Below are 25,253 nucleotides of genomic sequence, written 5' to 3'. Positions count from 1 at the left end.
GGCTTACTCCGGCTCACCCGCGCTGATGTAGCTGGTCTTGACGGTGGTGTAGAACTCAGCCGCATATTGACCTTGCTCACGCGGGCCATAACTGGAATCACCACGACCGCCGAATGGGACATGATAGTCGGTGCCTGCCGTTGCCAGATTCACCATCACACAACCGGTCTGCGCATTGTGGCGGAAGTGTGTGGCACGTGCCAGAGAGTTAGTGATAATGCCGGAGGTCAGGCCAAAATTCGTATCATTCACCGTTGCCAGTGCTTCCTCGTACGAGTCCACTTTGATCACACAGGTCATCGGTGCGAATAGCTCCTCGCGGTTCACTCTCATTTGATTGTTAGACCCGATAAACACGGCAGGGGTCATGTAATAGCCTTCGGTATCACGCTCGACACGCTCACCACCACACATCCATTCCGCACCTTCACTTTTAGCCAGCGCGACACTTTCCAGGTTTTGCTGAAGCTGCTCATCACTCACCACCGGGCCAATCTGTGTGCCTTCTTTTAAGGCGTGATCAACCACCATAGCCTGTGCGCCAGCGACTAAACGCTCGACAAACTCATCATGAATCGCGCTGTGAACCACCAAACGGGAAGAGGCCGTACATTTTTGACCTGTGCCACCGAATGCACCACCCAATGCAGCGGCTACCGCGATATCTAAATCACCATCATCCATTACGGCCAAGGCATTCTTAGAACCCATTTCCATTTGCAGCTTGGTGAGATTACCAATTGCCGACACAGCGATGTGCTTGCCGACTTCGACCGAACCGGTAAAGGTAATCGCATCAACCCGTGGGCTTTCAATCAGGCGCTGACCAATGTCACGGCCTGAACCCATCACCAAATTGAATAAACCTTTTGGCAAGCCATTAGCGGTTTGACGGTCGATGATTTCTGCCAATGCAACCGCTGAGGCCGGAACCAAATTCGCAGGCTTCCAGATCACCGCATTACCAAAGGCCAGCGCCGGAGCAATTTTCCACACGGCAGTGGCTGTCGGGAAGTTCCAGGGCGATACAATCGCCACCACACCCACTGGCTCACGCGCCACATGCACTTCAACACCGGCACGAACGGAGTCCGCGGTATCGCCAATTTGACGCAGCACTTCAGCCGCATAATAAGTAAAGAATTGACCCGCGCGGAACACCTCACCTTTACCCTCTGCCAGCGGCTTGCCTTCTTCACGTGCCAGCAAGTGACCCAGCTCAGCGGAACGAGCCATCATCTCTTCACCAATCGCGTGCAGGATGCTCTGGCGCTGCTCTAAACCGACTTTCGCCCATTGCATCTTCGCTTCATGCGCGGCATCCAGCGCCATTTCAAGCTGTGCATGATCCGCTTGAGCATACATACCGATCAGGTCGCTGAGATCAGAAGGATTACGGTTCTCAACTTCTGATGTACCTTTCATCCATTCGCCGGCAATGTAGTTTTGTGTGTTCTGAGTCATAAGCCTTATCTGTTGCTGTATTGGTAAGAATAAATGCAGCATGGACGGTAATTAGGCTTTGTGTCAATCTTAAACTATTGAAGATTATTTCAGATTTAATGAAATTGGCGGTGACTAAATGCTCAATATAAAACCAGAAAACCTACGCACCTTTGTCACTGTGGCAGACTGCGGGACCTTGCAGGAAGCCTCTGAAATACTGGGGCGCACACCCTCGGCGATTTCCATGAGCCTGAAACAACTCAGCGAACAACTGGGCGCTGAACTATTTGAAACCGACCGCAAAGCCAACCTCACCCCAACCGGTCAATTTGTATTGGAAGAAAGCCGTCGCGCATTAAGTAGTTTTGATGAGTCACTAAGTATCATGCAGCGTTACACGCAAGGGAAAATGGGGGTGGTAAAAGTGGCCACCGTGCCTTCCGTTGCCAGTCATTTGCTGCCGGACGTGGTGTCGCGTTTTCAGAAAAAAGCCCCGAATGTGCGTCTGGAGTTGCGCGATACAGACTCGGTAATGGTAGCCACTGCCGTACGAAATGGTAGCGTGGATTGCGGTGTGGCTAGCTTGTCGTTCGCCTCGCAGGACTTGCAGCATCAGTTGCTATTGGAAGAACCATTTGGGCTGGTGTGTCGGCCTGATCATTCCTTGGCTACATCTAAAAAACCGCTGACATGGCAGGCGCTTGAGGATGTGACGTTTATTAGTAATGGCCTTTGTGAGCAGATTCGTGATGAGCAGTTTGTCCGGATAAATAGTAATACCGCGATTCAGGTGCATAACATTGTGACGCTGTTGGGGTTTATTCAGCAGGGTATGGGGGTGACCTTGCTGCCGCGGCTGGCGGTGCCAGATCAGGGGGAGCTGTGCTTTTTGCCGTTGGCGGATAAGGCCGCGGTTAGGCGATTGTATTTTTTAGAGCCTAAGCATCATCGGATTAGCCCGGCGGGGATGGTGTTTAAGGGGGAGGTGGTTGGGAGTTTTATTAGGGAATGAATATAAGTTGTTCTAGTATTTTCATGTTTGCATTTTGATATCACTTGTCATACATTTGATTACATATGGAAAATAAAAGGATGCGATTATGAGTAAAACAGCCATCATCACAACGCGCGTAGAGCCAGAGCTCAAAGCCAATGCTGACCAAATACTTTCTCAGCTAGGCATGACGACCGCTCAAGCCATTAGTATGTTTTTAAAACAAATCGAGCTGAATAGAGGCCTACCTTTCACACCACGTTTGCCGCCACAGACAGCGAATGACCACAAGCCATTTGAAGTCGAAACCTTTAATCTAGGCAGTGACATAATGCCTGATCGAGATGAGTTGTATTCAGAGCGAGGCCAGTAAAGGCATGTATGCCGTTGATACTAACTTGTTGGTCTATGCTCACAATGCTGACTCCGCATTCCATAAGCCCGCAAAAGAGTTTCTTGAGAATATTTTGAATACGCGGGATGACGCCGGTAATTTTCATGTGTGTATACCTGCACAAGTATTGGTTGAGTTCATTAACGTGATTACCTGGTCTCGGTTAGAGTCTCCGCTGCCTTTGCCAGATGCTCTGCGTCTTGTAAAACAGTACCAAAACTCAGGTGTAACAATTTTGCATCCTAAAGCCAGTCAGCTCGACACACTTTTGACGCTGTTTGAGTCAGTGACAACGCGTAAGAAGGTGTTTGATATAGCACTCGTGGCGACGCTTAAAGACAATGGAGTGAACGGTTTATATACGGTTAATACCAAAGATTTTGTCGACTTTGATTTTTTAGATGTGGTTAACCCTCTGGGTTGAATAGTTCAAAATACTAGACACAAACCTTTATAGGATGTCATGACGGATTAGAAAAAATATGAACGCTTCATTGCTAGCTTATGCTCTGAGGAATACAAAGATCAGGACTTTATTGTAATACCCAATGCTAAAATCGAAGGAAGACACAGTGAAGCCTCCAGACAAGTCGATGTACTAATTGACTATCGATTTAACCACGATAAGGAAAGAAGAATTATCGTTGATGCTAAACGATACAATCGGCCCCTAAATGTTAAGGATATTGAATCATTCCATGGAATGATGGAGGACTGTTCTGCTTCGACTGGAATTCTCGTTTGCCCTAAGGGATATACTAACGCTGCTAAAAAAAGAGCTCGGAATTATATAAGGCTTAAGTAACTGTGATAGCCCTTGGTATTGGTTGACTGCAATCGAAGAGGATGAAGATTTAGGTGCTGATAAAAACGCATGTTCTTCAGTCTACTTACTTCTATGTACGCTAACTACCGTACTAGTTGCAGACCATAAACCGTTGAAATAACTCTGAGATTGCTCCATTGGTAAGTTATTCAAATCACAAATCAAACGCTTGCTCCATCCGCCTCTGCTCAGCCCGACTAATCCCAATAGCATCAGCCTTTTGCCTCCACTGACTAACACTTTGCTGAACTTCACTTAAAATCTCTTTAGCTCTTGCTTTTCCGATCCTAAAATAAACAATCACCTCCATCGCCAAATCAAAATCCAAGCGATTATCAAATTCGGTAATATTCAGGTGTAAACCATTAGCAGGAGTAACGGGGTTAAGGTCATAAGCAGGTGATAGCCGCCATCCTTTCTCATCCAATATAAAACCATGATTTCGCAAGTGATCATCGGTATTAGAAACGGCGATACTGAATACGATACGTCGCCAAAGCTGCTCAAGGTCGGCAGGTGCTCGTGAGCCATGCTGACTGATGAACTCAGCCAATTCTATATAGCTGGCTTCATAGTCTCCATCGTAATACCCCAGCTGTGTCATGGCGGAGGTGAAGTGAAGTCTCTGGGAATTCTGACGGTCAAAACGCTTGGTGATAAAGGTATGGTAAGGACTATTAAATCGCTGGATGCGTGACTCAGCCATTTCAATACCTGCGTCCAGAGCTAATTGATAGACTACGTATTCCCATGCACCAATGTCATAGTCATCATAGCGGCTGGGAAATTTAGCAATCCACAATGATTGGTCATCATCTATAACGCAAGCCTTGGGGAGTGCACCGCCAAGCGATGACCCGGGGGAAATCAGCATAAACAACCATTTCAGGTAATCAGGGTCATCTGCTTGTCGGTCATCTTCAACTTTCGATGCGGCATATTCCAGTTCTCGTAATGAGCTCATCGGGGGCGCTGCCAGTTTGTCGTTGTTGTCTAAAAAGTCACCCTCAAGATCTGTTTTAAAGCGAAGCCCGCCCATGCGATATTGGTCATGTACTCCAAGTAGGTAGTCTGTTTCCATTAACACACGTGTTCGACGGCTTTCCAAGTTTGCTATTGCTGCTTCGCGACGTTTCATTAGCAGTCGTCCCCAACGGTCAGGGCATGAATCCAGAAATACGCGAAAGTTATTCTCATTGCTGAACTGACGACCTTCAAATAACTGAAGTTCAGGATCTATCGGTTGTGCGAAAGAGGAGTCCAACCAGCTTGGAGAGTAGGTAAAACTGAAGAGTTCTTTGTTGCGGATGACATTGGAGGTGAGTGTTCCAACAAGCTGAGGTGCGTCAAAGGTTGTGCCATCAGCTACTGCCCAGTCTGCAAACACGTAGATTGTTTTTTCCACCGTTAAGCTCCTTTGTCAGATAGCAGTTTTGCATCCTGAAGCTTCCGCCCAAGTTCATCGTCTAAAGCAACTTGTGTCAGGTCATTCGCAAGTCCTAAAACACCCAGCACACTCAGGTAATGCCCAATAGACACTGTTGGGTCACCATTTTCTATTTTTCGCAGAGTGACGCGACTAATGCCCGTTCGGTCACAGACTAGCTGCTGGGTTAACTGGCGACGTTTACGGGCGAGTTTTATATTTTCACCGAGTACGGTCATTATTTGCTGTTGCTTGGGGAAAATAACGGCTTTGCGGCGTTCTGTTGGATTATTTGTGTTGGACACTATAGTTTCCATTTCCATATAATATGGAAATTATAGTGTTCTTTTTTGATATCTGTGTCAAATTCATTGCTACCAGCTAGCACCTAGGTCTCATCTGAAAAGATGTCTTTTAATCAATACCTTCGCTAACTAGCGGATCAAGATGAAAATAGCTCTCAACCAGCATGTGCACGTTTCGATTACAGTGCTTAAGATCTGTTATCGCTTGTTTGGTCGTTGCTCTAAACATTTTGACATCGGGATCAAAATATAAGTTTGGCGCAATATGGCTAACAGGCTTCTTTGTCATTCTGGTCTACAAAAAATAACTATATACGTAATATATTGTAGACCTTAGGGTGGTTAAGTGAAGCTTCTTTTAGACAGTAGTTTAGCGTCTAGTACACCAAGCACGCTGAGACAGTGACCAATGGATATTGTGGGGTCACCATTTTCGACTTTTCGCAGAGTGACACGACTGATGCCGATGCGGTCACAGACTAGTTGTTGGGATGACTCTGCTGTTCTCACTAGGGCAGGAAATCGCAAGCGATTTCATACGATCATAATGCGGCAGAGCCGCCTCACACACCGTTTGCAAATCATCACTCAAAACAGGCAAGTCTTTCTCAGGGCCAGCAAAGCCTGTCGAGCTATGCACCGCGTTATACCAATGAGCAGCCCAGACACCATCATCCGGATGGCCGCCTTGTGACCAAGCTAACATCGCAGGGTCAAATGGCATTCCAATCGCATCACACAGCTTTGACAACATAGTTTCAGGTTGCTGGCGAATGTCATGACTATCAATAATCACGGCTTTCAAACCACGTGACAACACAGCATCATAGACCTGACTTTGCTGCGCGAATCCGATGTCCTCAAGGGTTGGGTTCTCACGCTTTTGCGAGTAGCTGGCTAACACGCGTGCCGGATGGCGAATCAGAAAAACATGCACCACTTCATCAAACCATGTCTGATCATAATGATCCAGCATGTGATGGGTCATGTGTTTTTGATAGAAATACGGCTCACTGCCAGAAGGGGGTAAAGTACAGTGCTTGGCAACAACTGTGGGGTCTGTTTCTCCAGCATCCAGAATGTCCTCGCGCATGGGATGATTAAGTCCGGTTTGCGCAAGGTAGGCAGCATAAAATGGCTCATCCCACACCGCACAATCAGCGCGTGCGCCAAATGAATACATCATGGCCGTTGATAGGTTTCGGGGGCCAGACCAGCAGGCGATATTCATGGTTGCTTCCTTTGGTGGTCATGCGGTCGCGACCTTAGTCAGCAATATAACTATTGATGGCCAAGGTGCAGGAGTGTCAGGTTTTCAGTAGTTCAAATGATGTTTGTTATTACATCGTTTAAATACGTTTTACCACAAAATGTGCGCGATACACATAGACCCAATACTAAAAAAAGGCACTTTAACCCAATGGCACACCCTGCACCGTAATCCGGTGCATCAACCGCGACTGCCCCTGATAATCCGCTGAAGCATAATGCTGCACCAAACGATTCTCCCAAATCGCTACCGTGCCGGGACTCCAGGTAAAACGACAACAGAATGACGGTTGCACTACGTATTGATAAAGGTATTGCAGCAACGGTTTGGATTCTTCCACAGTCCAGCCTTCAAAGTGCGTGGTAAAAGCATCATTGACGTAAATGGCTTTGCGACCAGTGACCGGATGTTTAATTACCACAGGGTGCAGGGTGGGTTTAGTGATGCCATCGGCTGAGAAGTGTTCATCCAGCACTTGAGCGGCTAGTCCGAAACTCGCATCACTGTGCCAGGCATTGAGGTTTTCCAGTGTGGCTTTCAGGCCTTCTGAGAGGTTGTCGTAGGCTGCGGTTTGAGAAGCAAACAGCGTGTCACCACCGTATTCGGGAATACTCTGTGCCGATAAAATAGACGCCATCGCCGGTGCCGGATCAAAGGACTGATCAGTATGCCAATGCCCACCAATCACGATTTTCTGATCAGGCTTGGTACGCACCTCTGCAATTTGTGGGTAACCTGCCACGGCATTAAAAAAACGGCTGATGTCGATATCGCCCCAGCGTTCGGCAAACTCAATGTGTTGCTCTGGCGTGAGGAACTGATCGCGAAAAAACAGAACGCCGTGTTCATATAAAGCATTTTGGATCTCACCAAAGCTGTAGTCATTGAGGTCAGCCAGTCGGATGTCGCTCACTTCTGCACCGACGTAACCGGATAGTTTTTTTAATGTTAATGAGGTCATACCTTAATCTCTGAAATAGTCATTCGCGTTATTGTTTGCTTTTTACAGTGACACGACCGCTAATACGCTGAATTTGATAAAAAAGATTCAGAAAAAGTTTAGGGGGATTATGTGTCAGTCTGCTTCAGAAAATTAAGGGAGTAACCGGAGTAAAGGATTAAGTGATGCAGGGAAGTTCCGGCTCCGCTCTGTGGCTCAGCAATTCCACACCATCTTCATGGATCAGAATATTTTCCTCATGCACCATGATTTTACCGGGGGAAATAGCCATACTAGGCTCAAGTGTGAGTACCATATTGGGCTTAATAACCGTGTGATCACTGGCCATATGTGACGGCCATTCGGTGAGTTGCATGCCCAATCCATGACCCATGCGCCCTACTCCACCCGCGCCACCGCCCGCCGCTTCAATCACGGATTGCATGGCTTGATAAAGCTCTGAACACGTCGCACCGGGGCGTGCTGCAGCCAGACCGGCTTCGGTTGCTTTATACAAGGTTTTATAGGTTTGTTTGGCTGCATCCGAGGCATGATCAAACGAATAGTTGCGGTCAAAGTCGCAGTAGTAACCGTCGTAAGTAGCACCGGTATCCAGCATGAGAATATCACCGGTTTCAATCGGTTTATCAGACGGAGGTGAAATCACATCGCCATAGCCGCCTTGACCTGCGCCTCCAACCAGATAAGGCACATCGTCAGCACCGTTTTGCAACATCGCGATGCGAAATGCGCGAAACACCTCATCCAAAGGTTGGCCAATATGAAATAGCTCAAGGGCTTGTGAAAACGTCTTTGAGGCAATATTGCAAATATGCCGAATCTTGCTGATCTCAGCTGCAGATTTCACCATACGTAATTTGCGAATCAGTGGTGTGCAATTAACCCAGTGGATGCCGGGTAGTTGCGATTGCAGGCGTTCAAGGTCTTGCAGGGGCATGCGCACAACAGACTCATGACCTTTGGTTAAGCCAATGACCGCTCTGGTGCCGACCATTTCCTGCAGTGTTTTATTGAGTAAAGAAATGCCTTCATCATGCGGTTGAGGTGACGACCAGCAGCGGATATCTTTGATCCATGTATTGCGCATCAGCGCTTCGCCGATGGCCGGAATAACCGCGATGGGCTCGCCATAAGCGGGAATCAGTAAGAACCAGGGGCGGGTGGGACTTTGCCAAAACAGGGTATGAAAACCGGAAAAATAACGCACCTCTGCTTCTGAGTTCAGTAGCAAAAGATTCATGCCCTGCTCTCTCATCAGAAATTGTGCATTTTCTAAACGTTGACGAAACTCATCTTCAGTAAAGCCACGCATCTCCTTCTCCTTTAGTTTTGACTTTTTCCTTAGTTACTCACTTTAAATATTTACTTCAAACACTTACGGTTGCAACCTGCGATTTACGCGCTAGGCTTGCTCTGTGATCAATACCAATACCCGACTTTCTTCGCTGATGCCAAGTTCGGCCCTAATTGAGTCATTTGCTATGGACTGCTGAACAACCGACATCCCTGCGGTGGCTGACGGTGTACTGGCAATGCCGCCTACGGCCAACCAATCGGTGGTTTCCTGTACCTCAGTATCATTAAGCGTGACAAAGAAATCTGCCTCACGTGATAAGCATCCTAAGGCAATATGGGAAGGCTCTTTACAGTCCAAACGCCCCATATTAGAAACAGGGCCTTCACTGACGATTGGCTTACCAGCTTCCACACTGCTCATTACCGCAGGAGCAGCTTCAGGCTCGGCAATTACGATGGTTGGTACATCACCCCAGTATTGGCGAAAATATGCAGTCGCTGCCGCAGCAATGCCACCCACACCCGCTTGTAAAAATATATGCGTTGGAGGTTCGTGATTGCTTAGTTGTTGGCAGGTTTCAGCGGGCACGACTAAATAGCCTTCCATGACTTGCGTGGGGAGTTCGGTATAGCCGGGCCATGAGGAATCTGACAATAATATCCAATCAGATTCATCTGCCTTAGCAGCGGCTGCTGACATGCTGGCTTCGTAATTGTCACCGGCACGAACCACCTCAGCGCCATAGTCTCGTAAGCGAGCCGCAAAGCTTTCCGGGACGGTTTCACTTAAATAAATGACAGCCTTAGCACCGAATACCCGCGCACCTGCTGCGACAGACAAACCGTGATTACCCGCACTGGCACAGACATAAGTCTGCCCTTCGAGCGTTTGGCTTAGTTGTTCCGGTGTAATTGTTTCTCGTGAAACAATCGGAGAGGCATCAATTTTGTTGGCTGCAGCCAATGCGATGACATAAGCGGCACCGAGTGCTTTAAAGCTGCCAAGCCCCATGCGATCACGTTCGTCTTTGATATATAACTGGCTTATCCTCAGGTCATTAGCGAGAGATATGTTATTGAATATATGCAGGGGTGTTTGTTTTGCCACGGGACAGTGCTGCAATAAATCCATGGCTTTAGCGGCGTCGACGCTGACTTGTTGCAATGACATTTCTGCTGTTTGCTCAATGCCTTGTCCGCGCAAGGGATTGCGTAATATTCTCATAAGCGCCTCGTAGTAATCCTCTCCAGATAGTACCCCTCATTGCGAGGAGTACAAACAATGAATTTTTAGGGTATGAGAAAATATTGGCTTAGGTTTCACCATGTTTCGATGGAATCAAACCAATTAAATAAAAAGGCGCACCTGAGACCGGTACGCCTTTGGGGTGATCTAAACGCTTGTCAGAGGTTAACTCTTTTGATTTCCACGAATACCATCACGAATCAATGCTTTAGTTAGTGCCACACACATCAATACCATAACCACAGTGAACGGCAGAGCACCGATAATCATCGCATTTTTCAGCGCATCCAAACCGCCACCTCCTGCGACTAATAGCGTTCCAATTACTGCTGTCATTACTACACCCCAAACGATGCGGTGCTTAATGCCAGTTTCTTGTTCACCGCCAGACATAATCGTATTCATTACCAAAATACCCGAGTCAGCTGATGTGACGAGGAAGGTTAGGATCAGAACCACACACATGATTGTGATGCCAGAGAGTAATGCTGCGTTATCGGCTAGCATGACTTGTAGCGTGGCAAATAGTTTATTGGTGGTCGTCGCAGCGATAATAGAGCCATCGGCGGTCCCACTCATTTCAAGGCTAATTGCAGAGGCTCCGAGAATGGTCATCCATGCGAAACACACCAGAGCAGGTGCAAATACACAACCCACGATGAACTCACGTACTGAGCGACCTTTAGAGATACGCGCTAAGAACAATCCCACGAATGGTGAGAATGCAATCCACCAAGCCCAGTAGAATGTGGTCCAGCCTGCTTGCCAGCCGAATTGACGGCCTTGGGTGCCAGCTTCATAAATACTGGCAGCTAAGGTGTCTGAGTTTTCTAACGCTTTGAATGTTTCAGGTAGCTTTTCCTCAAAGCCAGACAGTGACCCCCAGGCATTAGTTGCACCGCTATAAATAGCGTTTATGTCTGCGGCAGGTAGTGCTTTAACAGCATCCGGCAGAGCCGCTACGAAGTCTGCTTGAGACAAGGTGCCATAGGCGTTAAATGATAGGGAGAAGAAGTGAACGATGTAGTCGATCATGGCACTGCCATAAGTGCTCATGGCAAAACCAAATGATCCGAATACAACAAAAACCGTTAATAAAATCAACGATAATACGAGGTTTAGGTTAGATAGATACTTCACACCACGTCCTACACCAGACACGGCTGAAATAATGGAAAGTACCATAATCATCAATAATGATGAGATCAAACCGACAGTGCTGGGCGTCGGTGCTTTGCCTGAGAGATCCATCAACCAAGCCATATCTGTGATGGCATAGAGCCCGTCAGTTAACTGACTCACACCAAATCCAATAGTAACGGATACCCCCAGAATGGTTGCAACCACACCAAGAATATCAATTATATGGCCCAGAAATCCATTGAGTAACTTACCAAATAAAGGCGTTAATGCCGCACGAATTGTTAGCGGCATTCCGCGAGAATAAGCGTAGTAAGCCAGCGACAACCCTGTGACTACATAGATTGCCCAGGCATGAAAACCATAGTGTAAGAAGGTATAGCGGTAGGCTGAGGTCAATGCTTCCGGTTTATTGGCTTCCACTGCACCGGATAGTACTTCAGGGTTAGAGCCCCATAATCCCATCGGTTCGGCTGTGGCATACACCATTAAGCCAACTCCCAGACCTGCACCAAACATCATGGAGAACCATGAGAAGGTGGAAAATTCCGGCTCGTCATTGTTCATGCCTAACTTACGTTTTCCAATTGAAGGAATCAGCGCCAGTACAATCAGGAAAAAGAAAAAGCCGCCAGCAGCGATGATGTAGAAACCGTTGAAGCCTTTGAGTAGCGAACCGTTCCAGGCCCCGAGTAATTTATTGGCATTTTCAGGCAGTATTAATGCCCAAAGTACCAGTATAACCATTATGCCTTTACTGATAAGCGCAATGGGTATGCTGTTACCCTCATAAAATCCGGAGTCTGATGTTTTGATATCCAGATCCGTAAACGGTGGTTTTATTGACATATCCTATCTCCTATAGAGCCAAGAAGTTGGCACTTTCCTTTTTTTGCTGCTTTTCATCATGGGTGAGTGCTCCTGATTGTGTCAATCTCAAAGGAATGAATGAGGTTTCAATAAAATTGAAGTCTGAGGCTTATGTGAAATAGCCGATATGAGTACTGCATGTGCCCTTGTTCATATGATGTTCGTTTATCATTAGTGAATGACCGACTTAATTCAGAACTCGTCTAATGCATAGTAATAAGCTGCTGGACCTAAGCAATTTACAAACCTTTGTGATGATTGCGGATTCCAATTCGCTCACTGATGCTGCGAAGCGCCTGGGCGTGACGCAATCAGCAGTCTCCCAAAGCCTGAAACAGCTGGAAGCAACCTTAGGAGCGGAATTGGTTGTTCGCCGTACCCAACCTGTTCGGCTGACAGCTGCCGGAAATGTCCTCAACAATGGCGCAGCGAATATCCTCGGACAATTGCATCGATTGAATGCGCAAGCACGTGATGCCGCGAATACCGCTTAGTGCAATGCCGTATCGGCATGGTGAGTTCTTGCTCAGAAGTGTTTAGTGGCAAGTTGATTGAGAAACTCAGTATACAAACCGAACAATTCACTATCCGCAGCGGCACTAGCCCAATACTGCTCGAAGCGTTTATGAATCGGGAAATCGATATCCTGGTTAGTGATGAACCACTGTTGTCGGAGAGTGGAATGCAAAGGTTTAAACTGTTTCGTGATCCAATGATCGCTTTGGTGGAAGAAACAGAGTGTTCTCCAAGCTCATTACCGGCTTTAGGAAAATCATCCCCTCTAACTACTCATGAAATTGCCGAACATAAGCCAATGGTTAAGTTCAGCCGTAACACACATATGGGTGCATACAGCGAAGTAGTACTGCGACGCATGCATTTATTCACACAAGTACAGAACGAAGCTGATGATACTCACACACTCACCAGCTTCGTGAAACAAGGCAATATGTGGGCCATGTTGAGTGCACTAAGTCTTGCACAAGTGCTTGATCGCATGCAGGGTTTACAGCTTGTTGAACTCGATAAAAGCCGTCATTCCAGAGACTTATTCTTGGTTTCACGAGCCGGAGAAATGGGTGAGATTCCTAAACAACTTACTGAGTCCTTCAGGAGCATATTTCTTAAGACAGTATTGCCTCAATTACAGAGACATGCGCCATGGCTTCATGAAAGCCTTTTTGAAATAGCGCCTTCAGCGGATTAACAGTCACCGCTTTCATATACAAATCAAAATATTCCTCCGTCCTAAAATAAGCCCCAATAAACTCCAACATGAGTCTCGCTAATAAGCAGTGCTAAGAATTGACACCACCAATCCAGAGGAAGATGCTTGTAGTTACATGAGTAGCCCTCGTAGTGTGGTGTTTTCTTCAACGAATCAATTCAGCGGAACGCTGTGTGAGTGAAGGAAACACCACACTATGAGGGCGGCACTACAACACAACATCAAGGAAACGAAATGGCAATTCCCACCCACTCCCCTTATGTCATCGTTGGCGCAGGTATCCACGGCTTAAGCACTGCCTATCATCTCGCAATGGAACTAAAAGCCCGCAACAAAGGTTCCGGCGCTGACATCATCATCCTGGATAAATCCGGTATAAGTGCTGGCGCAACGGGTATTGCCTGTGGTGTTATCCGTAACAACTACTTCCAGCCTGCCATGCGCGAACTCATGGCGCACAGTGTATCCGTCTGGGAAAGCGATCCTGAAGCCTACAGCTACCATCCTGTTGGCTATATGCAAATCAGTCCGGAAAGTATGCATGCCGATGTCGGGTCAATCTATGAGCAACAACAAGCAATTGGCTATGACTCCACCTTTATCGAAGGCGAAAAGGATTGTATGGACTATATGCAAAACATCCTGCATGACTGGCAAGCACAAGGCATCACCTCGGTATTGCACGAAAAGAAAGGCGGCTACGCAAACAATACCAAAGCAATGTACGGCTTGGCCAAAAAAGCAGAAGCAGAGGGCGTGCGTATTATCAGCGGTGTGACTGTGACAGGCTTTAATCAGGATGCTGATGGTGCGATAAAATCTGTTGAAACTAATAAAGGAATAGTAGAAACCGATTATGTGGTAGTCGGGGGCGGCCCCTGGGCCAAACAGTTCTGGGAAATGCTGGAACAGCCCAAAACCATCAGCATTAAAAACCCTGAAACCGGCGTTATCACTCACGATATTCCGATGTGGATTTACTGGTCGCTACAGGAAGGCACGTTGGGGGTTGATCCGAATATGCAAGTCACTAACGATGGCAAAATGCCACCTGTGATTCATGTGGATTCTGATGCGCCGCTTTACTCCGATGCAGATGGATCGTTGATTACCGAAGACATGTGGGGAATCTATTACAAACCCGACTTCCATTTCGGTGGTGTACAGGGTGGAGCGGCTCCGTTTATTGTTGATAAACCCGCAGATGAAGTCGCCGTTGATCCCTACGGGCCGATGTCACCTGAATTTATTGTTGGGCCAGAGTTTGCACATATGTGGGTGTCGGCTTTGGCGCATTGTCAGAAACGCTTTTCCGGCACATTGGAGAAATTTTCTAAAGAGCCATCAGGTGGTATTGGCGCGTTTACGCCGGATAGTTTCCCCGTATTTGATGTGTTCAAAAAGAATTGCTATCTGATTGCTGACTCAAATCATGGTTATAAAATGCTGGGGGTAGGTCAGCTGGTGGCGAAGGATATTTGTGGCGATGAATCAGCGTTATTAAAGCCGTTTAGGTTTTCGCGTTATGCCGAAGGCAAGTTGCATCCGGTGTCGAATAGTCCGTTTCCGTGGAGTTAAATTTGACGCCAACAGTACTCGTGTCAATCAACAGGTGCTTGCAGTTGCAACTAAATAGCCCTTAGGACGTGGTGTTTCCTTCGATGAATCATTACGTTGTATGAGTGAAGAAAACACCATGTCTTACAGACGGTAATGCAACCACTTAGTCGATAACCTGTCCAAGGAGTTATAAGCCACTATTTGTAGTGCTTATACCGGACTATTGCCATGAAGTAGTAGTGCGAATGGCGGGGGCTGTCATGGTTGTGATTATCTGTATTGTGGTATTTTTAGGTGTGTTGATCGCGGCCGGGGTTGAGGTTGCGCGTACCTATGATGATAACTTTAAGGACTAATACTTAGTCACCACAGATCGGGTAACTAGTTTATCTCATTGAAAGAGATGATGGTTTTCGTACAGATATAATTCTAATACTACCAGTACATTTTATGAACTCTCTTCGGGTCGTCATGATCATGAGCTCTACCGCAATGTTTTTCATTGCTGGCCAGTGTACTGTTCGCAGGCTATGTTGCAGGCATGTGGTGCAATCATGCCATTCTTGCTATTGTTGGCAGTCCTCAGAAGTATCTGCTGGTTGAATACTTCCACCACCATCAAAGCAAATATAATCGTATGAACTACCTACAACGTCAATCACTTCAAGTCTGCCCTCATCCTGCCGCATTAGATGGTAAAATAACCCTGCCAGGATCCAAATCCATCACCAATCGAGCCTTATTATTGGCCGGTTTAGCAAGTGGTGACAGTCTTCTGTCCGGTGCTTTAAGCAGTGATGACACCAAATATATGGCGGCTGCATTGCGTCAGTTAGGTGTTGATGTCGAACAGACTTCAGCAACTGAGTTTTCGGTGAAAGGCAATGGGCGACTAACCAGTAGCGATGAACCCTTGTTTTTGGGTAATGCGGGAACGGCAACCCGCTTTTTGACGGCAGCAGCTCTGCTGATCGACGGTGAAACGGTTGTTGATGGTGATGAGCACATGCGTGAGCGCCCTATCAGCGGTTTAACCAATACTTTACGTGATATTGGTGTGTCAGTCAGTGATACCAACGGTTGTCCGCCAGTGAAAGTGACCAGCAACGGGCATTTTCCTGCGCAAAAGGTTTTAGTCGATGGCAGTTTGTCCAGCCAGTATATCTCTGCAATTTTGATGGCTGCTGCGTGCAACGACCAGCCGGTTGAGGTTGAAGTAATAGATCCAAATATGGATGCACGCGGTTATATCGATATTACCTTAGCAGTTATGCGAGCCTTCGGTGCACAGGTTGAAGAAACCGCAGCCGGAAAATGGCAAGTGAGTAATACGGGGTATCAGGCTCAAACATATCAGGTAGAACCTGATGCTTCTGCTGCGACCTATTTGTGGGCCGCAGAGCGCCTGACTAAAGGGCGGATAGATTTGGGTGTTAACCCTGAAACACTGACCCAGCCTGATGCTAAAGCCTATGCAGTGATGCAGCAGTTCCCGGATATGCCAGCCGAAGTCAATGGCTCTCAAATGCAGGATGCAATCCCAACTTTGGCGGTGCTGGCAGCGTTTAATAATACGCCAGTGACATTCACGCAGATTGCTAATTTACGAGTGAAAGAGTGTGACCGTATTCATGCGCTGGCGACTGAGTTGAACAAGATTAAACCGGGACTTGCCTCTGAAGAACACAGCAGTTTGACGGTGCATGCTTCGCCGGATTTAGTGGGTCAAAACCTGCCGACTGAAATTCATACCTATGCGGATCATCGAATTGCCATGAGTTTTGCATTGGCTGGTTTGATGATTGATGGCATCACTATTTTAGACCCGGGTTGCGTAGCCAAAACGTATCCTGCGTATTGGCAAGATCTCACTGGACTGGGTGTTGAGCTGGTCTAAGGTGATTTGTTGATTATTTATGCTTGAGTAAAATAGCTCCGCGCCTACTTTAAGTGCAGAGCTAGTTCAACTAAATCAGCTAATCATGACGTGTTGTGGTCATGCGATATCGGGTTCGCGGTGCTGGTGGCGTCACTGCTCCACCGGCAAAACATTGCGCGATAGCCATCCATTGTGTGGCAATATCACCGCTAACGTGTAACTGTGTATCGGCGATATTACGTGTTTGGGTAACCACTTGAGCAAACTCGACGGCATCACCTTCTATTAGTCCTGCTTGATCTGTTTGTTGCTCAAATGTAAGTAGCTTGCCTGACGGTAACGTCAGTTTAAGTCGTGGTCTGGTAGACGGCACTGCCCGCTGATGCGTTTTAAACGACCACGCGAAAGTGTTAACCCCCATTACCACTACATTAGCAATTCGATCATGCGAATCACGTTCTAAGCCAAGTACATCGTAAATAGCCTGAGCATGTGCCCAGGTTTCCATTTGCCTTGCAGTCATGGCAGAGCGTACCGACATTTCCGGCCCGGCCCATTTTACGCGTTGCTTAGGGTCTAGCGTTAACCAGCGTGCTTGCATTGCCCGATAAGTGTCTTGCCATGCGGCCAGTAAATCAGTCCCACGTTCACTGATTTGTTCGTCTTCCGTGGTACGAAAGCCTCGCGACATAATCGACGGTAACACCTCATTTTGCATCTTATCGATAAACTGCTCCGGATCAGTTAGCGATAAATCAACCTGCAGATTCCAGAAGTGTAGATGTGTGAGGATGTTATTGATCGTCCACTGCTCGAATTGGGTTTTACGCTCCCAGTCCTGTGCTTGCAAAGAATCAAGCAGGCTGGAGAGTTCGGCGCATTCGTTAATAAAGTCGCTGGTTTGTTGCATTGTCTTAACTCGATACTGGTTAAACCTCAACTCGCTCACCGAGTTCGGATGAGCGATAAGCAGCATCAATCAATCGCTGATTTCGTACCGAGTTCTCAAGGCTAAACAACTTCGAAGCATCTCCCGTACTAACCGCCTGCGCCAAAGCCTCCCACTGTAGGCGATACTGATTTACATTGGGAAACGTGATTTCCTGTTCCAATGTATGACTTTGGTTAAACACACTTACTCTGGATATATCGTAAAGTCCCGCATTAAATGGTGCGGATAGTTCAATATAACCCTCATCCCCATGAAACCGCATCGCTTGCTTGGCAGCCATGGTCGTGGAGACGTAAAAATTCAAATCAAACCCTTCAAAAGCGGCATGAACATTGGCATAGATGTCAGTATTAAATACCGGATCAAACTCCACGTTTGCGCTCACAGAGTGTGGTTCCTTGCCTGTTGCGATTCGTGTTGTCACGGTAGGATAAACCCCGATATCCGGTAATCCGCCACCACCTAATTCCGCCTGATTACGCATATTGTCAGGGTCACGATTATAATAGCTGAAGACACCCTGCACATTGCGCAGTCGACCAATACGCCCCGTCGCCAGTTGCTCGCGCACAAAGGCCCATTGTGGGTGATAGTGCACCATAAAGGCTTCTGTGATGATGACGCCATTGCGATCACGGGCATCAATGACAGTTTGAATATCGTCGGCTTTCAGGGCCAGCGGTTTCTCAACCAGCACATGTTTGCCAGCATCAGCTGCACGAATCGCCCATTCAATATGTTGAGACGTTGGTAGAGGAATATATACTGCGTCAATATTGTCACTCGCCAGCAGTTCATCATAACTCGCAAAGCTTTGTGGGATTTGAAAGTGCTCAGCCAGTGCCTGAGCGGGGGCCAGTGAGCGACTGGCAATGCCCTGAATACAAACGCCCTCTGCCGCCAGTCCCGCCGGTATTAACTGTTCACGGCCAATTTTTGCAGTCGATAAAATCCCTACCCTAAGCATTTCCATTCTCCATGTTGTTTGATGTGCTGCCTTGTCACGACCAGGCTGAGCCTGCTAATAAATTAGATTACACTATTTTGCCTTTGCCAAAAATACAGTGCACCCAGTAGTGCGACTACCCCAAGAATCAGACCACTAGACTCGCTGATGAGTTGGTAAATGACTTCCCACTGCGAGCCAAAGGCATAACCTAGCCCGCCAAACAGCAACAGCCACGTTGCTTCGCCGGCCAAATCATAAGCCAAAAAGCGCCGGTAAGGATAACCGGTGCTGCCCGCGATTAAGTTGGTTGGAATGGCCAGTGGGGTAATTAAGAACCGTGTGAGATAGATGGCGATGCCACCGCGTTTTTTGAAAGTTGCACGGGCGCTGTGAAAGTTCTCATTATCGCCAAACTTACGTTCCACCCAGCCCTTGGCGTAATGCCCCATGGCATAGCTGATGCTATCGCCTATCACGACTGCCATTAACCCCAGTGCCAATGTGGGAGCCAGATCGATGATGCCTTGGCGGATAAATGCACCGGCCACAATCACCATCAGCGTGCCGGGTAAGGGAATACCCATGCCACCAATCAATAAAGCCAGTGCAAGAATACCAGCGCCATAATTCACCATTCCCGTGAGAAAGTAATCCGAAACGTTGAAATCCATTTGTCAGAGCTTCCCGGGATCGTAGTCAGCGATAGCACGTTGCACGGCTAGTAAAATGGCCTCTAAATCACCGTCGTAATAGTTTTTACGAAGGTAGCGCAGGCTGCGTTTATCGTTGTCTTTAGCAGGGACGTTGATCGCTTGGTACAAGTAGTCCTTGGGGATGTTATGGGTTTTAGAAAGGTAAGGGATGGTCATCCAGCGTTTGAGTTTGACTGGCTCCTCAATATTCGCTTCAATGGTGCGGATGATGAGGTAAGTTTTGACTGCGCGCCCACCGTAATAAACCGTCAGTATCAAACCGATACCGAGAAGTATAATAGCGAGTGCTTTTTTCATTCATCATCCTGCAATAGCTAGCTGTATCTGCCTAGTTTACTGCAAATAGACTACATCAAACAGCATTATGCCGGCCTGATAGCACGTTGTATTAATTGCAGGCACAAAAAAGGGGCAGACCCGAAGGTCTTGCCCCTTATACCTTATGTAAGCTAACCGAAGCCTGCCTCAGCAGTGCTCCCGTTCAGGAAAGCTTATACAGGTGTGATGTTCTCAGCTTGAGGACCTTTCTGGCCTTCAGTCACTGTGAATTCAACTTTTTGACCTTCAGTCAATGTCTTGAAACCTTCACCAGTGATAGAACGGAAGTGAGCAAAAACGTCTGGACCAGACTCTTGCTGAATAAAACCAAAACCTTTAGCTTCGTTGAACCACTTAACGGTTCCAGTTGTTGTATTTGACATAGTATTCCTATTAACTCAATTGTATAAATTTGTCTGCCAGGCAGACGATATGCTGTATGTATTTTTATTGCTGTAAAGCACTTATGGATAACAGGACGAGCTACTAAGAGACAACGAAATGGTACATAAAATAAAACATGAACATGCAAGCAGGGCGAACTATATACGCATTAGGCGGTGAGTCAACGCTTATTTACAGAAAAGATGTGACTGTTTGATTGTCGGGCGTCTGTTTGCCTGTTTGTGGGCACCTGAAGCAGCACGAAACTTGACCTGTATCAACTAAGCGCCACAAATTCCCTAAAACACGACAAACATGCCTGTAAAATTCCACACGCAGGAGTACTCTAAAGTTATGGAAAAAGCTGATGAGGGATAAGCCCATTAGTTGTTATTAACCCAACGACAGTTAGCTGTCAGGAGGAGTACCATGTTAGGTCTTCACGATATTATTGGTATGTGTGAGTGCACAGAAGAGGAGATTCGTGCTGTTGCAATGCACGAGAATATTCCGGATGCAATCGCTACTGAACTGGCGGAATACCTGATCACCAGCGAAGACGGCGTTCCTAAGATTCGTAAGATTATTGTGGAGGACATTCGTATTGCGAAGCGGGCAGGTAATACGGAAAAAGAGATGCAGTTAAATGAGGTTCTCAAGCACTTCATTGCCACTCATCCGGAATACCCTACAACGGGCTGAAAACCGAGGGGTGGCATAACGGGCCACCCTTCCCAGTGCTATACTTGCTACAAATAATTACATAAATAGGCTGGGATCATGCCTCAGTTAAATGAGAATATCCTTTCGTTTGATAGCAAACAAACGGTCAATGAATTGCTTACGGCGTTGCGTACGATTACCCCTGAGTATGTGGTACTAAGACGCAGTTATCCTGAGCAGGAAGTCGTGGAATTCTATGTCTTCCCCACCCCATTCTTGCGCAACAGTATACTCAGTGAAATCGGCTTTCTGAAGCGCCGTGCTTCGTTGGTCAGTGTGATGCCGCAGTTGATTAGCGATCATCAGGCTCCACAATTAAACTCCGACCACCGCCTGCACCTATGGAATGATGTGTACGAGGAAGGCCCGTGGCAATGCGCCTTATACCCGGTCGCCACTTCCTATGAATATGCCATTGGCGTGTGGGAGCCTGATGCTAATGATCAGTATTACTCTCTACCAGAGCCGGCAGTAGAGTATTCAGATATAGACTCGGATGTGCAACTATCCGGCCCAGAGCAAACAGTTGACGAGTTGTTTGAGTTGGATCATGTCAATGCACCAAGACCAACCGCAGAGTCTGTCGATGTTAGCCCTCTTGAAGAGCGTTTTCCGCAGGAATCCCTGACTGAAAGCGAGCTGGAAATAGCTGCAGATGAAGTAGATAGCTTGCTCCAAAACCATACGCTGTTTCCGAATATCGAAGCCTCTAACCTGCATCCTTTTGTTGAGGAATCTGTGCACATCACGGTGTCATTGCAGGCTGAGCAAGTCAGTGAGATTACCGGCTCGGTAAACCTGCCTGATGTCGGTGATGAAGATTACGTTTACGGGCTTAAAGTGCATCTACTGTGCGGTGAGGAGTCTTACTGGGATACGCTGCAATATGCTCAAGGTAAGGGCATGTTGAAAAATGCAGAGTTTCAACTCACTATGCCAGATATGCCGTTGGATCTTGCAGGGAATTATCCTGACCGGCACAAGCTACCGCTTCGCGTTAATTTCTACTTCAAAAGCCGGTGGTGTGGTGAAGGAGAACGTTATCTGGACTTACGTTTGGATGAGCACGTCGAGCCGCTGAGTCGTATTCCACCGCCGCCGCAGAGTGAGTGGCGCAAGCTCATCAAGTTAGAACCCATCAGCGAGGCACCTGATTTGTTAGTGCGTATAGCACATCGTCCGGGCACCACAGCTTATCATTGGACTTGTTTGTCGCCCCATCTGGAGTTTGACACGGCGGATAACTCTGTCATGACATTAACAAGCAGTGCTCAACAATTCGTGAATGATCTGTTTGAGCCGTTTGCCACGGTTGAGCTGGATGAATTAAAGCGGGCGACCTTGAAGGGGGTCTGTGAAGAGATTTATGACAGTACGCCAGAGTGCTTTAAGCAGGCTTATTGGTTGCTATCAGAGGCGGCCAACACCGCACCATTTGAATTCAAAAGCATTCTGTTCATCAGTGATGAGTCTTATGTCCCGTGGGAACTGATGCGCATTACTGATCCGGAACTGGAGGAAGAGGCAGGCATACTGTCAACCAGCCATTCCGTGGGAAGATGGCTGGCCGGTAGCTCTAATCACCTGTCACAACAGATCACGGTCAACCGTTTTGCAGTGAGTGGTTCTGACTATATCGACCAAAAACACATTCCTAACCTACCGCATGTTGATACTGAGCTGGCGCACCTCAGCCAGCGTTATCAGGCTGAAGACATTCCGTTGACCAGCCATGACGTATTAAGCTTTTTGCAAAATGGCAGTGCGCAAGCCATGCACTTTGCCTGTCACGGCATGATGTCGGTTAAAACACCGTATAAGAGTCAGTTATTGATGGAAGATCATCCGCAGTCCATTACACCACCGGCTGTTTCCTCGTATGAAGTCGAGACCGGTTTAGGTGCAGAACATCCGCTGATATTCCTCAATGCTTGTCAGGCTGGTGCGACAGCGGATCAATTATCTTTAGTGTCCGGCTTTCCGGCGGCATTTTTAAAAGCAGGAGCCAGTGCGGTGATTTGTCCGTTATGGACGGTGGATGATGAGCAGGCCAGCATTATTTCAAAACTGTTTTACGGTGCGGCATTTGAGCAGCCCGGTATTACGCTGGGTGAGATTATGCAAAAGATTCACCAACGCTGGGAGTCGGAGCAGCATCTCACTTATCTGGCCTATGTATTGTATGGCGATCCACAGACGCGCGTGACATTTGTACCGGAGATACAGACAGAGACACCAGACAGTCTGGCAGTGGATATTGAATTCGAATAGAAATAGCAAAAAATAGCGGAATTTATGCTAGAGGCAGCGTATTGACTGTGGCATATTTAGAGACCGACATAAACGATTACGAAGTAACTCGCATGGCTAAAGCATTTGGAACAGAATTCATGCCAGAAATGGCAATTAGTTGGTTTAATGGTAGCTCGTGGAGCACACCGGAAATGGTCCCTAGTGATTCATTGCCGTTGCACCCTGCTACGCATGCCTTGCACTATTCAAGTACTTGTTTTGAAGGCTTAAAAGCATTCCGTCAGGAAGATGGTTCGGTGAAAATTTTTCGCATGGATCAAAACATCGCTCGCTTCGCTCAAAGTAGCCGTTTATTGGCATTGCCGGAGATTGATGAGGCAGCAACTCGTCAGATGATTCTGGATGTAGTGGCCAAGTTTAAAGATGACGTTCCGCCTGCGCCGGGTTCTATGTATATCCGCCCGACGCACTTCGGTACTGAGCTTAGCATCGGTAAAGCGGCTGGCGCGTCTGACACCTCAGTACAATTTGTATTATTATCACCCGTGGGTGATTATTTCGCTGGTGGGGCTGCAGCCTTACGCGTCCTGATTGATGATCAAGGCATGCGCTGTGCGCCGCACATGGGTATGATTAAAAGTGGCGGAAACTACGCCAGCGCACTCAACCCAATTATTAAAGCACGCGCTGATTATAATGCTGATCAGATTTTGTTTGCACCGGATGGTAACGTTCAGGAAACCGGCGCGGCTAACTTCCTGTTAATCGACAATAACGAGATTATCACTAAGCCGTTGGATGAATCATTCCTGCACGGCATAACACGTGACTCCATTTTGACCTTGGCGCGAGACAATGGCCTGACTGTGAGTGAGCGCGAACTGCCAGTTAGTGAAGTGCTTGAGCGTTCTCAGAACCCGACGTGTGAAGCTGCTTTGGCCGGAACTGCCGCGGTATTAGCACCTGTGGGCACCTTCATTTATCAGGACAAAGAGTACTCGGTCGGTAGTGGTGAGCTTGGCCCGATGACGCGTCGTTTAAAGAATCAGCTAAATGCAATTCAGTGGGGGCAAGCGGAAGATACACATGGATGGTTGACTGAAGTTTAATGTCAGACCCCCGCGAATATCACATTATCGTTACGGTTGACGGCGCACTAGCCGTCGACTGCCTGCAACAAGAAACCGGTCTTTCCAAGCAAAAGCTCAAACAGATCATGCAAAAAGGCTGCGTGTGGCTGGAGCAATCCAGTGGGCCACGCAAGGGAAAATCAGCACAAGCTGAGGCTGGTCTTGGCAATCCCTATTACGCCAAAATGCTCGCAAATGTTGAGAAGGCTGAAAACACACAGTTTATTCAGCGGCTCAGACGTGCCAAAAAAGCGCTGAAAGTAGGCGACACCCTGCACTTCTACTACGATGAATCCGTATTATCTGCTGAGCCATCCGCCGCGACGTTAATCAGTGATCGTGGTGATTATTCCGTGTGGAATAAACCCTCCGGCATGCTGTCGCAAGGCTCGAAATGGGGCGATCATTGCACCATCTATCGTTGGGCTGAGAAACATCTGATGCCTGAGCGCCCTGCTTTTATTGTGCATCGTTTGGATCGTGCGGCTAGTGGATTGATTTTATTGGCTCATAAAAAAGCCACTGCAACTGCCTTATCCAAACTTTTCGAACAGCGTCAGATTGAAAAGCATTATCGGGTCTGGGTGAACGGTGATTTTCGTCAGGCATTGAGCGAAGGCGAAACGGTTATAACCATGCGTGATGAAATTGATGGTAAGTCCGCTTGTAGTCATGTGGAATATCTTGAGTTTGATGCGGAGAAACAGCGGTCATTGCTGGATGTGAATATCGAAACAGGGCGTAAGCATCAGATACGTAAGCACTTGCTTGCGGTTGGTTATCCTGTGGTGGGAGATCGCTTGTATGGTGAGGGCGAGCATACGGGAGACTTGCAGTTGACGGCTGCTATGCTGAAGTTTGTTTGTCCGGTGTCAGGGGAGACAGTCGAGTTTAGCCTTGATTGCTAGTCCTTAGCGGCCACTTCAATATGTTTCAGTAGTCGGGCACCAATACCACACTTTACCAGGTTGGCCAAAACTTCAGTCCTTG

General features: G+C 47.4%; 27 protein-coding genes. 12 read left to right on the top strand and 15 right to left on the bottom strand.

Annotated features, from left to right (window positions below):
- Positions 1 to 3 precede the first annotated feature (3 nt).
- Positions 4 to 1,464, bottom strand: coding sequence for an aldehyde dehydrogenase family protein (locus DKW60_RS00550; RefSeq protein WP_109835712.1), 1,461 nt, complete (start codon positions 1,462 to 1,464; stop codon positions 4 to 6).
- Positions 1,465 to 1,582: 118 nt separating this feature from the next.
- Here DKW60_RS00550 and DKW60_RS00545 point away from each other — a divergent pair, with 118 nt between their 5' ends.
- The 4 genes from DKW60_RS00545 (at position 1,583) to DKW60_RS24610 (ending at position 3,639) form a co-directional block, all read left to right on the top strand.
- Entirely contained in the window at positions 1,583 to 2,458 is an 876-nt protein-coding gene (locus tag DKW60_RS00545; RefSeq protein WP_109835711.1) for a LysR family transcriptional regulator, read from the top strand.
- A gap of 88 nt (positions 2,459 to 2,546) precedes the next feature.
- On the top strand, positions 2,547 to 2,813 hold the full coding sequence (locus DKW60_RS00540; protein ID WP_109835710.1) for a type II toxin-antitoxin system RelB/DinJ family antitoxin: 267 nt from the start codon (positions 2,547 to 2,549) through the stop codon (positions 2,811 to 2,813).
- On the top strand, positions 2,785 to 3,258 hold the full coding sequence (locus tag DKW60_RS00535) for a type II toxin-antitoxin system VapC family toxin (RefSeq protein WP_245929521.1): 474 nt from the start codon (positions 2,785 to 2,787) through the stop codon (positions 3,256 to 3,258). The genes DKW60_RS00540 and DKW60_RS00535 overlap by 29 nt, the downstream gene beginning before the upstream one ends.
- Before the next feature lie 69 nt (positions 3,259 to 3,327).
- Entirely contained in the window at positions 3,328 to 3,639 is a 312-nt protein-coding gene (locus DKW60_RS24610) for a restriction endonuclease (protein ID WP_219988583.1), read from the top strand.
- Between the two features lie 175 nt (positions 3,640 to 3,814).
- On the opposite strand, the gene DKW60_RS00525 is transcribed toward DKW60_RS24610, so the two are convergent.
- The 9 genes from DKW60_RS00525 to DKW60_RS00485 all read right to left on the bottom strand — a co-directional run bounded on the left by DKW60_RS00525 (position 3,815) and on the right by DKW60_RS00485 (position 12,153).
- On the bottom strand, positions 3,815 to 5,065 hold the full coding sequence (locus DKW60_RS00525) for a type II toxin-antitoxin system HipA family toxin (protein WP_109835708.1): 1,251 nt from the start codon (positions 5,063 to 5,065) through the stop codon (positions 3,815 to 3,817).
- Positions 5,066 to 5,067: 2 nt separating this feature from the next.
- A complete protein-coding gene (locus DKW60_RS00520; RefSeq protein WP_245929519.1) occupies positions 5,068 to 5,391 on the bottom strand; it encodes a helix-turn-helix domain-containing protein in 324 nt (107 codons plus the stop codon).
- 109 nt (positions 5,392 to 5,500) lie between these two features.
- Positions 5,501 to 5,680, bottom strand: a complete 180-nt coding sequence (locus DKW60_RS23915) for a hypothetical protein (protein WP_109835707.1) — start codon at positions 5,678 to 5,680, stop codon at positions 5,501 to 5,503.
- 53 nt (positions 5,681 to 5,733) lie between these two features.
- Complete coding sequence (locus DKW60_RS24605; protein WP_109835706.1) at positions 5,734 to 5,901, bottom strand: helix-turn-helix domain-containing protein; 168 nt, start codon at positions 5,899 to 5,901, stop codon at positions 5,734 to 5,736.
- On the bottom strand, positions 5,864 to 6,622 hold the full coding sequence (locus DKW60_RS00505) for a sulfotransferase-like domain-containing protein (protein WP_109835705.1): 759 nt from the start codon (positions 6,620 to 6,622) through the stop codon (positions 5,864 to 5,866). The genes DKW60_RS24605 and DKW60_RS00505 overlap by 38 nt, the downstream gene beginning before the upstream one ends.
- 181 nt (positions 6,623 to 6,803) lie before the next feature.
- The gene (locus DKW60_RS00500) at positions 6,804 to 7,622 is read right to left on the bottom strand and encodes a TauD/TfdA dioxygenase family protein (RefSeq protein WP_109835704.1); all 819 of its coding nucleotides are present in this window, start codon (positions 7,620 to 7,622) and stop codon (positions 6,804 to 6,806) included.
- A gap of 157 nt (positions 7,623 to 7,779) precedes the next feature.
- Positions 7,780 to 8,934 (bottom strand): M24 family metallopeptidase, encoded by a 1,155-nt coding sequence (locus DKW60_RS00495; protein WP_109835703.1) that lies wholly within the window; start codon positions 8,932 to 8,934, stop codon positions 7,780 to 7,782.
- Between the two features lie 90 nt (positions 8,935 to 9,024).
- Positions 9,025 to 10,143, bottom strand: coding sequence for a diaminopropionate ammonia-lyase (locus tag DKW60_RS00490; RefSeq protein ID WP_109835702.1), 1,119 nt, complete (start codon positions 10,141 to 10,143; stop codon positions 9,025 to 9,027).
- 186 nt (positions 10,144 to 10,329) lie between these two features.
- Positions 10,330 to 12,153, bottom strand: coding sequence for a BCCT family transporter (locus DKW60_RS00485; RefSeq protein WP_109835701.1), 1,824 nt, complete (start codon positions 12,151 to 12,153; stop codon positions 10,330 to 10,332).
- Between the two features lie 227 nt (positions 12,154 to 12,380).
- Between DKW60_RS00485 and DKW60_RS00480 the strand changes: the two genes are divergently transcribed.
- The 4 genes from DKW60_RS00480 (at position 12,381) to DKW60_RS00465 (ending at position 16,859) form a co-directional block, all read left to right on the top strand.
- Positions 12,381 to 12,668: a LysR family transcriptional regulator gene (locus tag DKW60_RS00480; RefSeq protein ID WP_109835700.1), complete on the top strand. Its 288-nt coding sequence runs from the start codon at positions 12,381 to 12,383 to the stop codon at positions 12,666 to 12,668.
- On the top strand, positions 12,668 to 13,381 hold the full coding sequence (locus DKW60_RS00475) for a LysR family transcriptional regulator substrate-binding protein (RefSeq protein WP_181389540.1): 714 nt from the start codon (positions 12,668 to 12,670) through the stop codon (positions 13,379 to 13,381). Before DKW60_RS00480 ends, DKW60_RS00475 begins: the two co-directional genes overlap by 1 nt.
- A 255-nt stretch (positions 13,382 to 13,636) precedes the next feature.
- Positions 13,637 to 14,980: an NAD(P)/FAD-dependent oxidoreductase gene (locus DKW60_RS00470; protein WP_109835698.1), complete on the top strand. Its 1,344-nt coding sequence runs from the start codon at positions 13,637 to 13,639 to the stop codon at positions 14,978 to 14,980.
- Between the two features lie 484 nt (positions 14,981 to 15,464).
- Positions 15,465 to 16,859, top strand: coding sequence for a 3-phosphoshikimate 1-carboxyvinyltransferase (locus tag DKW60_RS00465; RefSeq protein ID WP_245929517.1), 1,395 nt, complete (start codon positions 15,465 to 15,467; stop codon positions 16,857 to 16,859).
- Positions 16,860 to 16,938: 79 nt separating this feature from the next.
- Here DKW60_RS00465 and DKW60_RS00460 read toward each other — a convergent pair whose 3' ends face one another.
- The 5 genes from DKW60_RS00460 to DKW60_RS00440 form a co-directional block, all read right to left on the bottom strand.
- Positions 16,939 to 17,751 carry a TIGR03084 family metal-binding protein gene (locus DKW60_RS00460; protein ID WP_109835697.1) on the bottom strand — a complete coding sequence of 271 codons (813 nt, stop codon included), beginning with the start codon at positions 17,749 to 17,751 and terminating at the stop codon, positions 16,939 to 16,941.
- Positions 17,752 to 17,770: 19 nt separating this feature from the next.
- Positions 17,771 to 18,760: a Gfo/Idh/MocA family protein gene (locus tag DKW60_RS00455; protein ID WP_109835696.1), complete on the bottom strand. Its 990-nt coding sequence runs from the start codon at positions 18,758 to 18,760 to the stop codon at positions 17,771 to 17,773.
- A 62-nt stretch (positions 18,761 to 18,822) separates the two neighbouring features.
- Entirely contained in the window at positions 18,823 to 19,413 is a 591-nt protein-coding gene (locus DKW60_RS00450) for a DedA family protein (protein ID WP_109835695.1), read from the bottom strand.
- Between the two features lie 3 nt (positions 19,414 to 19,416).
- The gene (locus DKW60_RS00445) at positions 19,417 to 19,752 is read right to left on the bottom strand and encodes a hypothetical protein (protein ID WP_109835694.1); all 336 of its coding nucleotides are present in this window, start codon (positions 19,750 to 19,752) and stop codon (positions 19,417 to 19,419) included.
- A gap of 194 nt (positions 19,753 to 19,946) precedes the next feature.
- Positions 19,947 to 20,156 carry a cold-shock protein gene (locus DKW60_RS00440; protein WP_109835693.1) on the bottom strand — a complete coding sequence of 70 codons (210 nt, stop codon included), beginning with the start codon at positions 20,154 to 20,156 and terminating at the stop codon, positions 19,947 to 19,949.
- A gap of 430 nt (positions 20,157 to 20,586) precedes the next feature.
- Between DKW60_RS00440 and DKW60_RS00435 the strand changes: the two genes are divergently transcribed.
- The 4 genes from DKW60_RS00435 to DKW60_RS00420 all read left to right on the top strand — a co-directional run bounded on the left by DKW60_RS00435 (position 20,587) and on the right by DKW60_RS00420 (position 25,171).
- Positions 20,587 to 20,859, top strand: a complete 273-nt coding sequence (locus DKW60_RS00435) for a hypothetical protein (RefSeq protein WP_109835692.1) — start codon at positions 20,587 to 20,589, stop codon at positions 20,857 to 20,859.
- Positions 20,860 to 20,937: 78 nt separating this feature from the next.
- Positions 20,938 to 23,151: a CHAT domain-containing protein gene (locus DKW60_RS00430; protein WP_109835691.1), complete on the top strand. Its 2,214-nt coding sequence runs from the start codon at positions 20,938 to 20,940 to the stop codon at positions 23,149 to 23,151.
- 92 nt (positions 23,152 to 23,243) lie between these two features.
- Positions 23,244 to 24,242, top strand: a complete 999-nt coding sequence (locus tag DKW60_RS00425; protein ID WP_109835690.1) for a branched-chain amino acid aminotransferase — start codon at positions 23,244 to 23,246, stop codon at positions 24,240 to 24,242.
- Entirely contained in the window at positions 24,242 to 25,171 is a 930-nt protein-coding gene (locus tag DKW60_RS00420; RefSeq protein WP_109835689.1) for an RluA family pseudouridine synthase, read from the top strand. The genes DKW60_RS00425 and DKW60_RS00420 overlap by 1 nt, the downstream gene beginning before the upstream one ends.
- Positions 25,172 to 25,253: the final 82 nt, after the last annotated feature.

The organism is Leucothrix pacifica, from assembly GCF_003172875.1.
In the GTDB taxonomy this organism is placed as follows: domain Bacteria; phylum Pseudomonadota; class Gammaproteobacteria; order Thiotrichales; family Thiotrichaceae; genus Leucothrix; species Leucothrix pacifica.
This window is presented reverse-complemented; position numbering and strand designations above follow the sequence as displayed.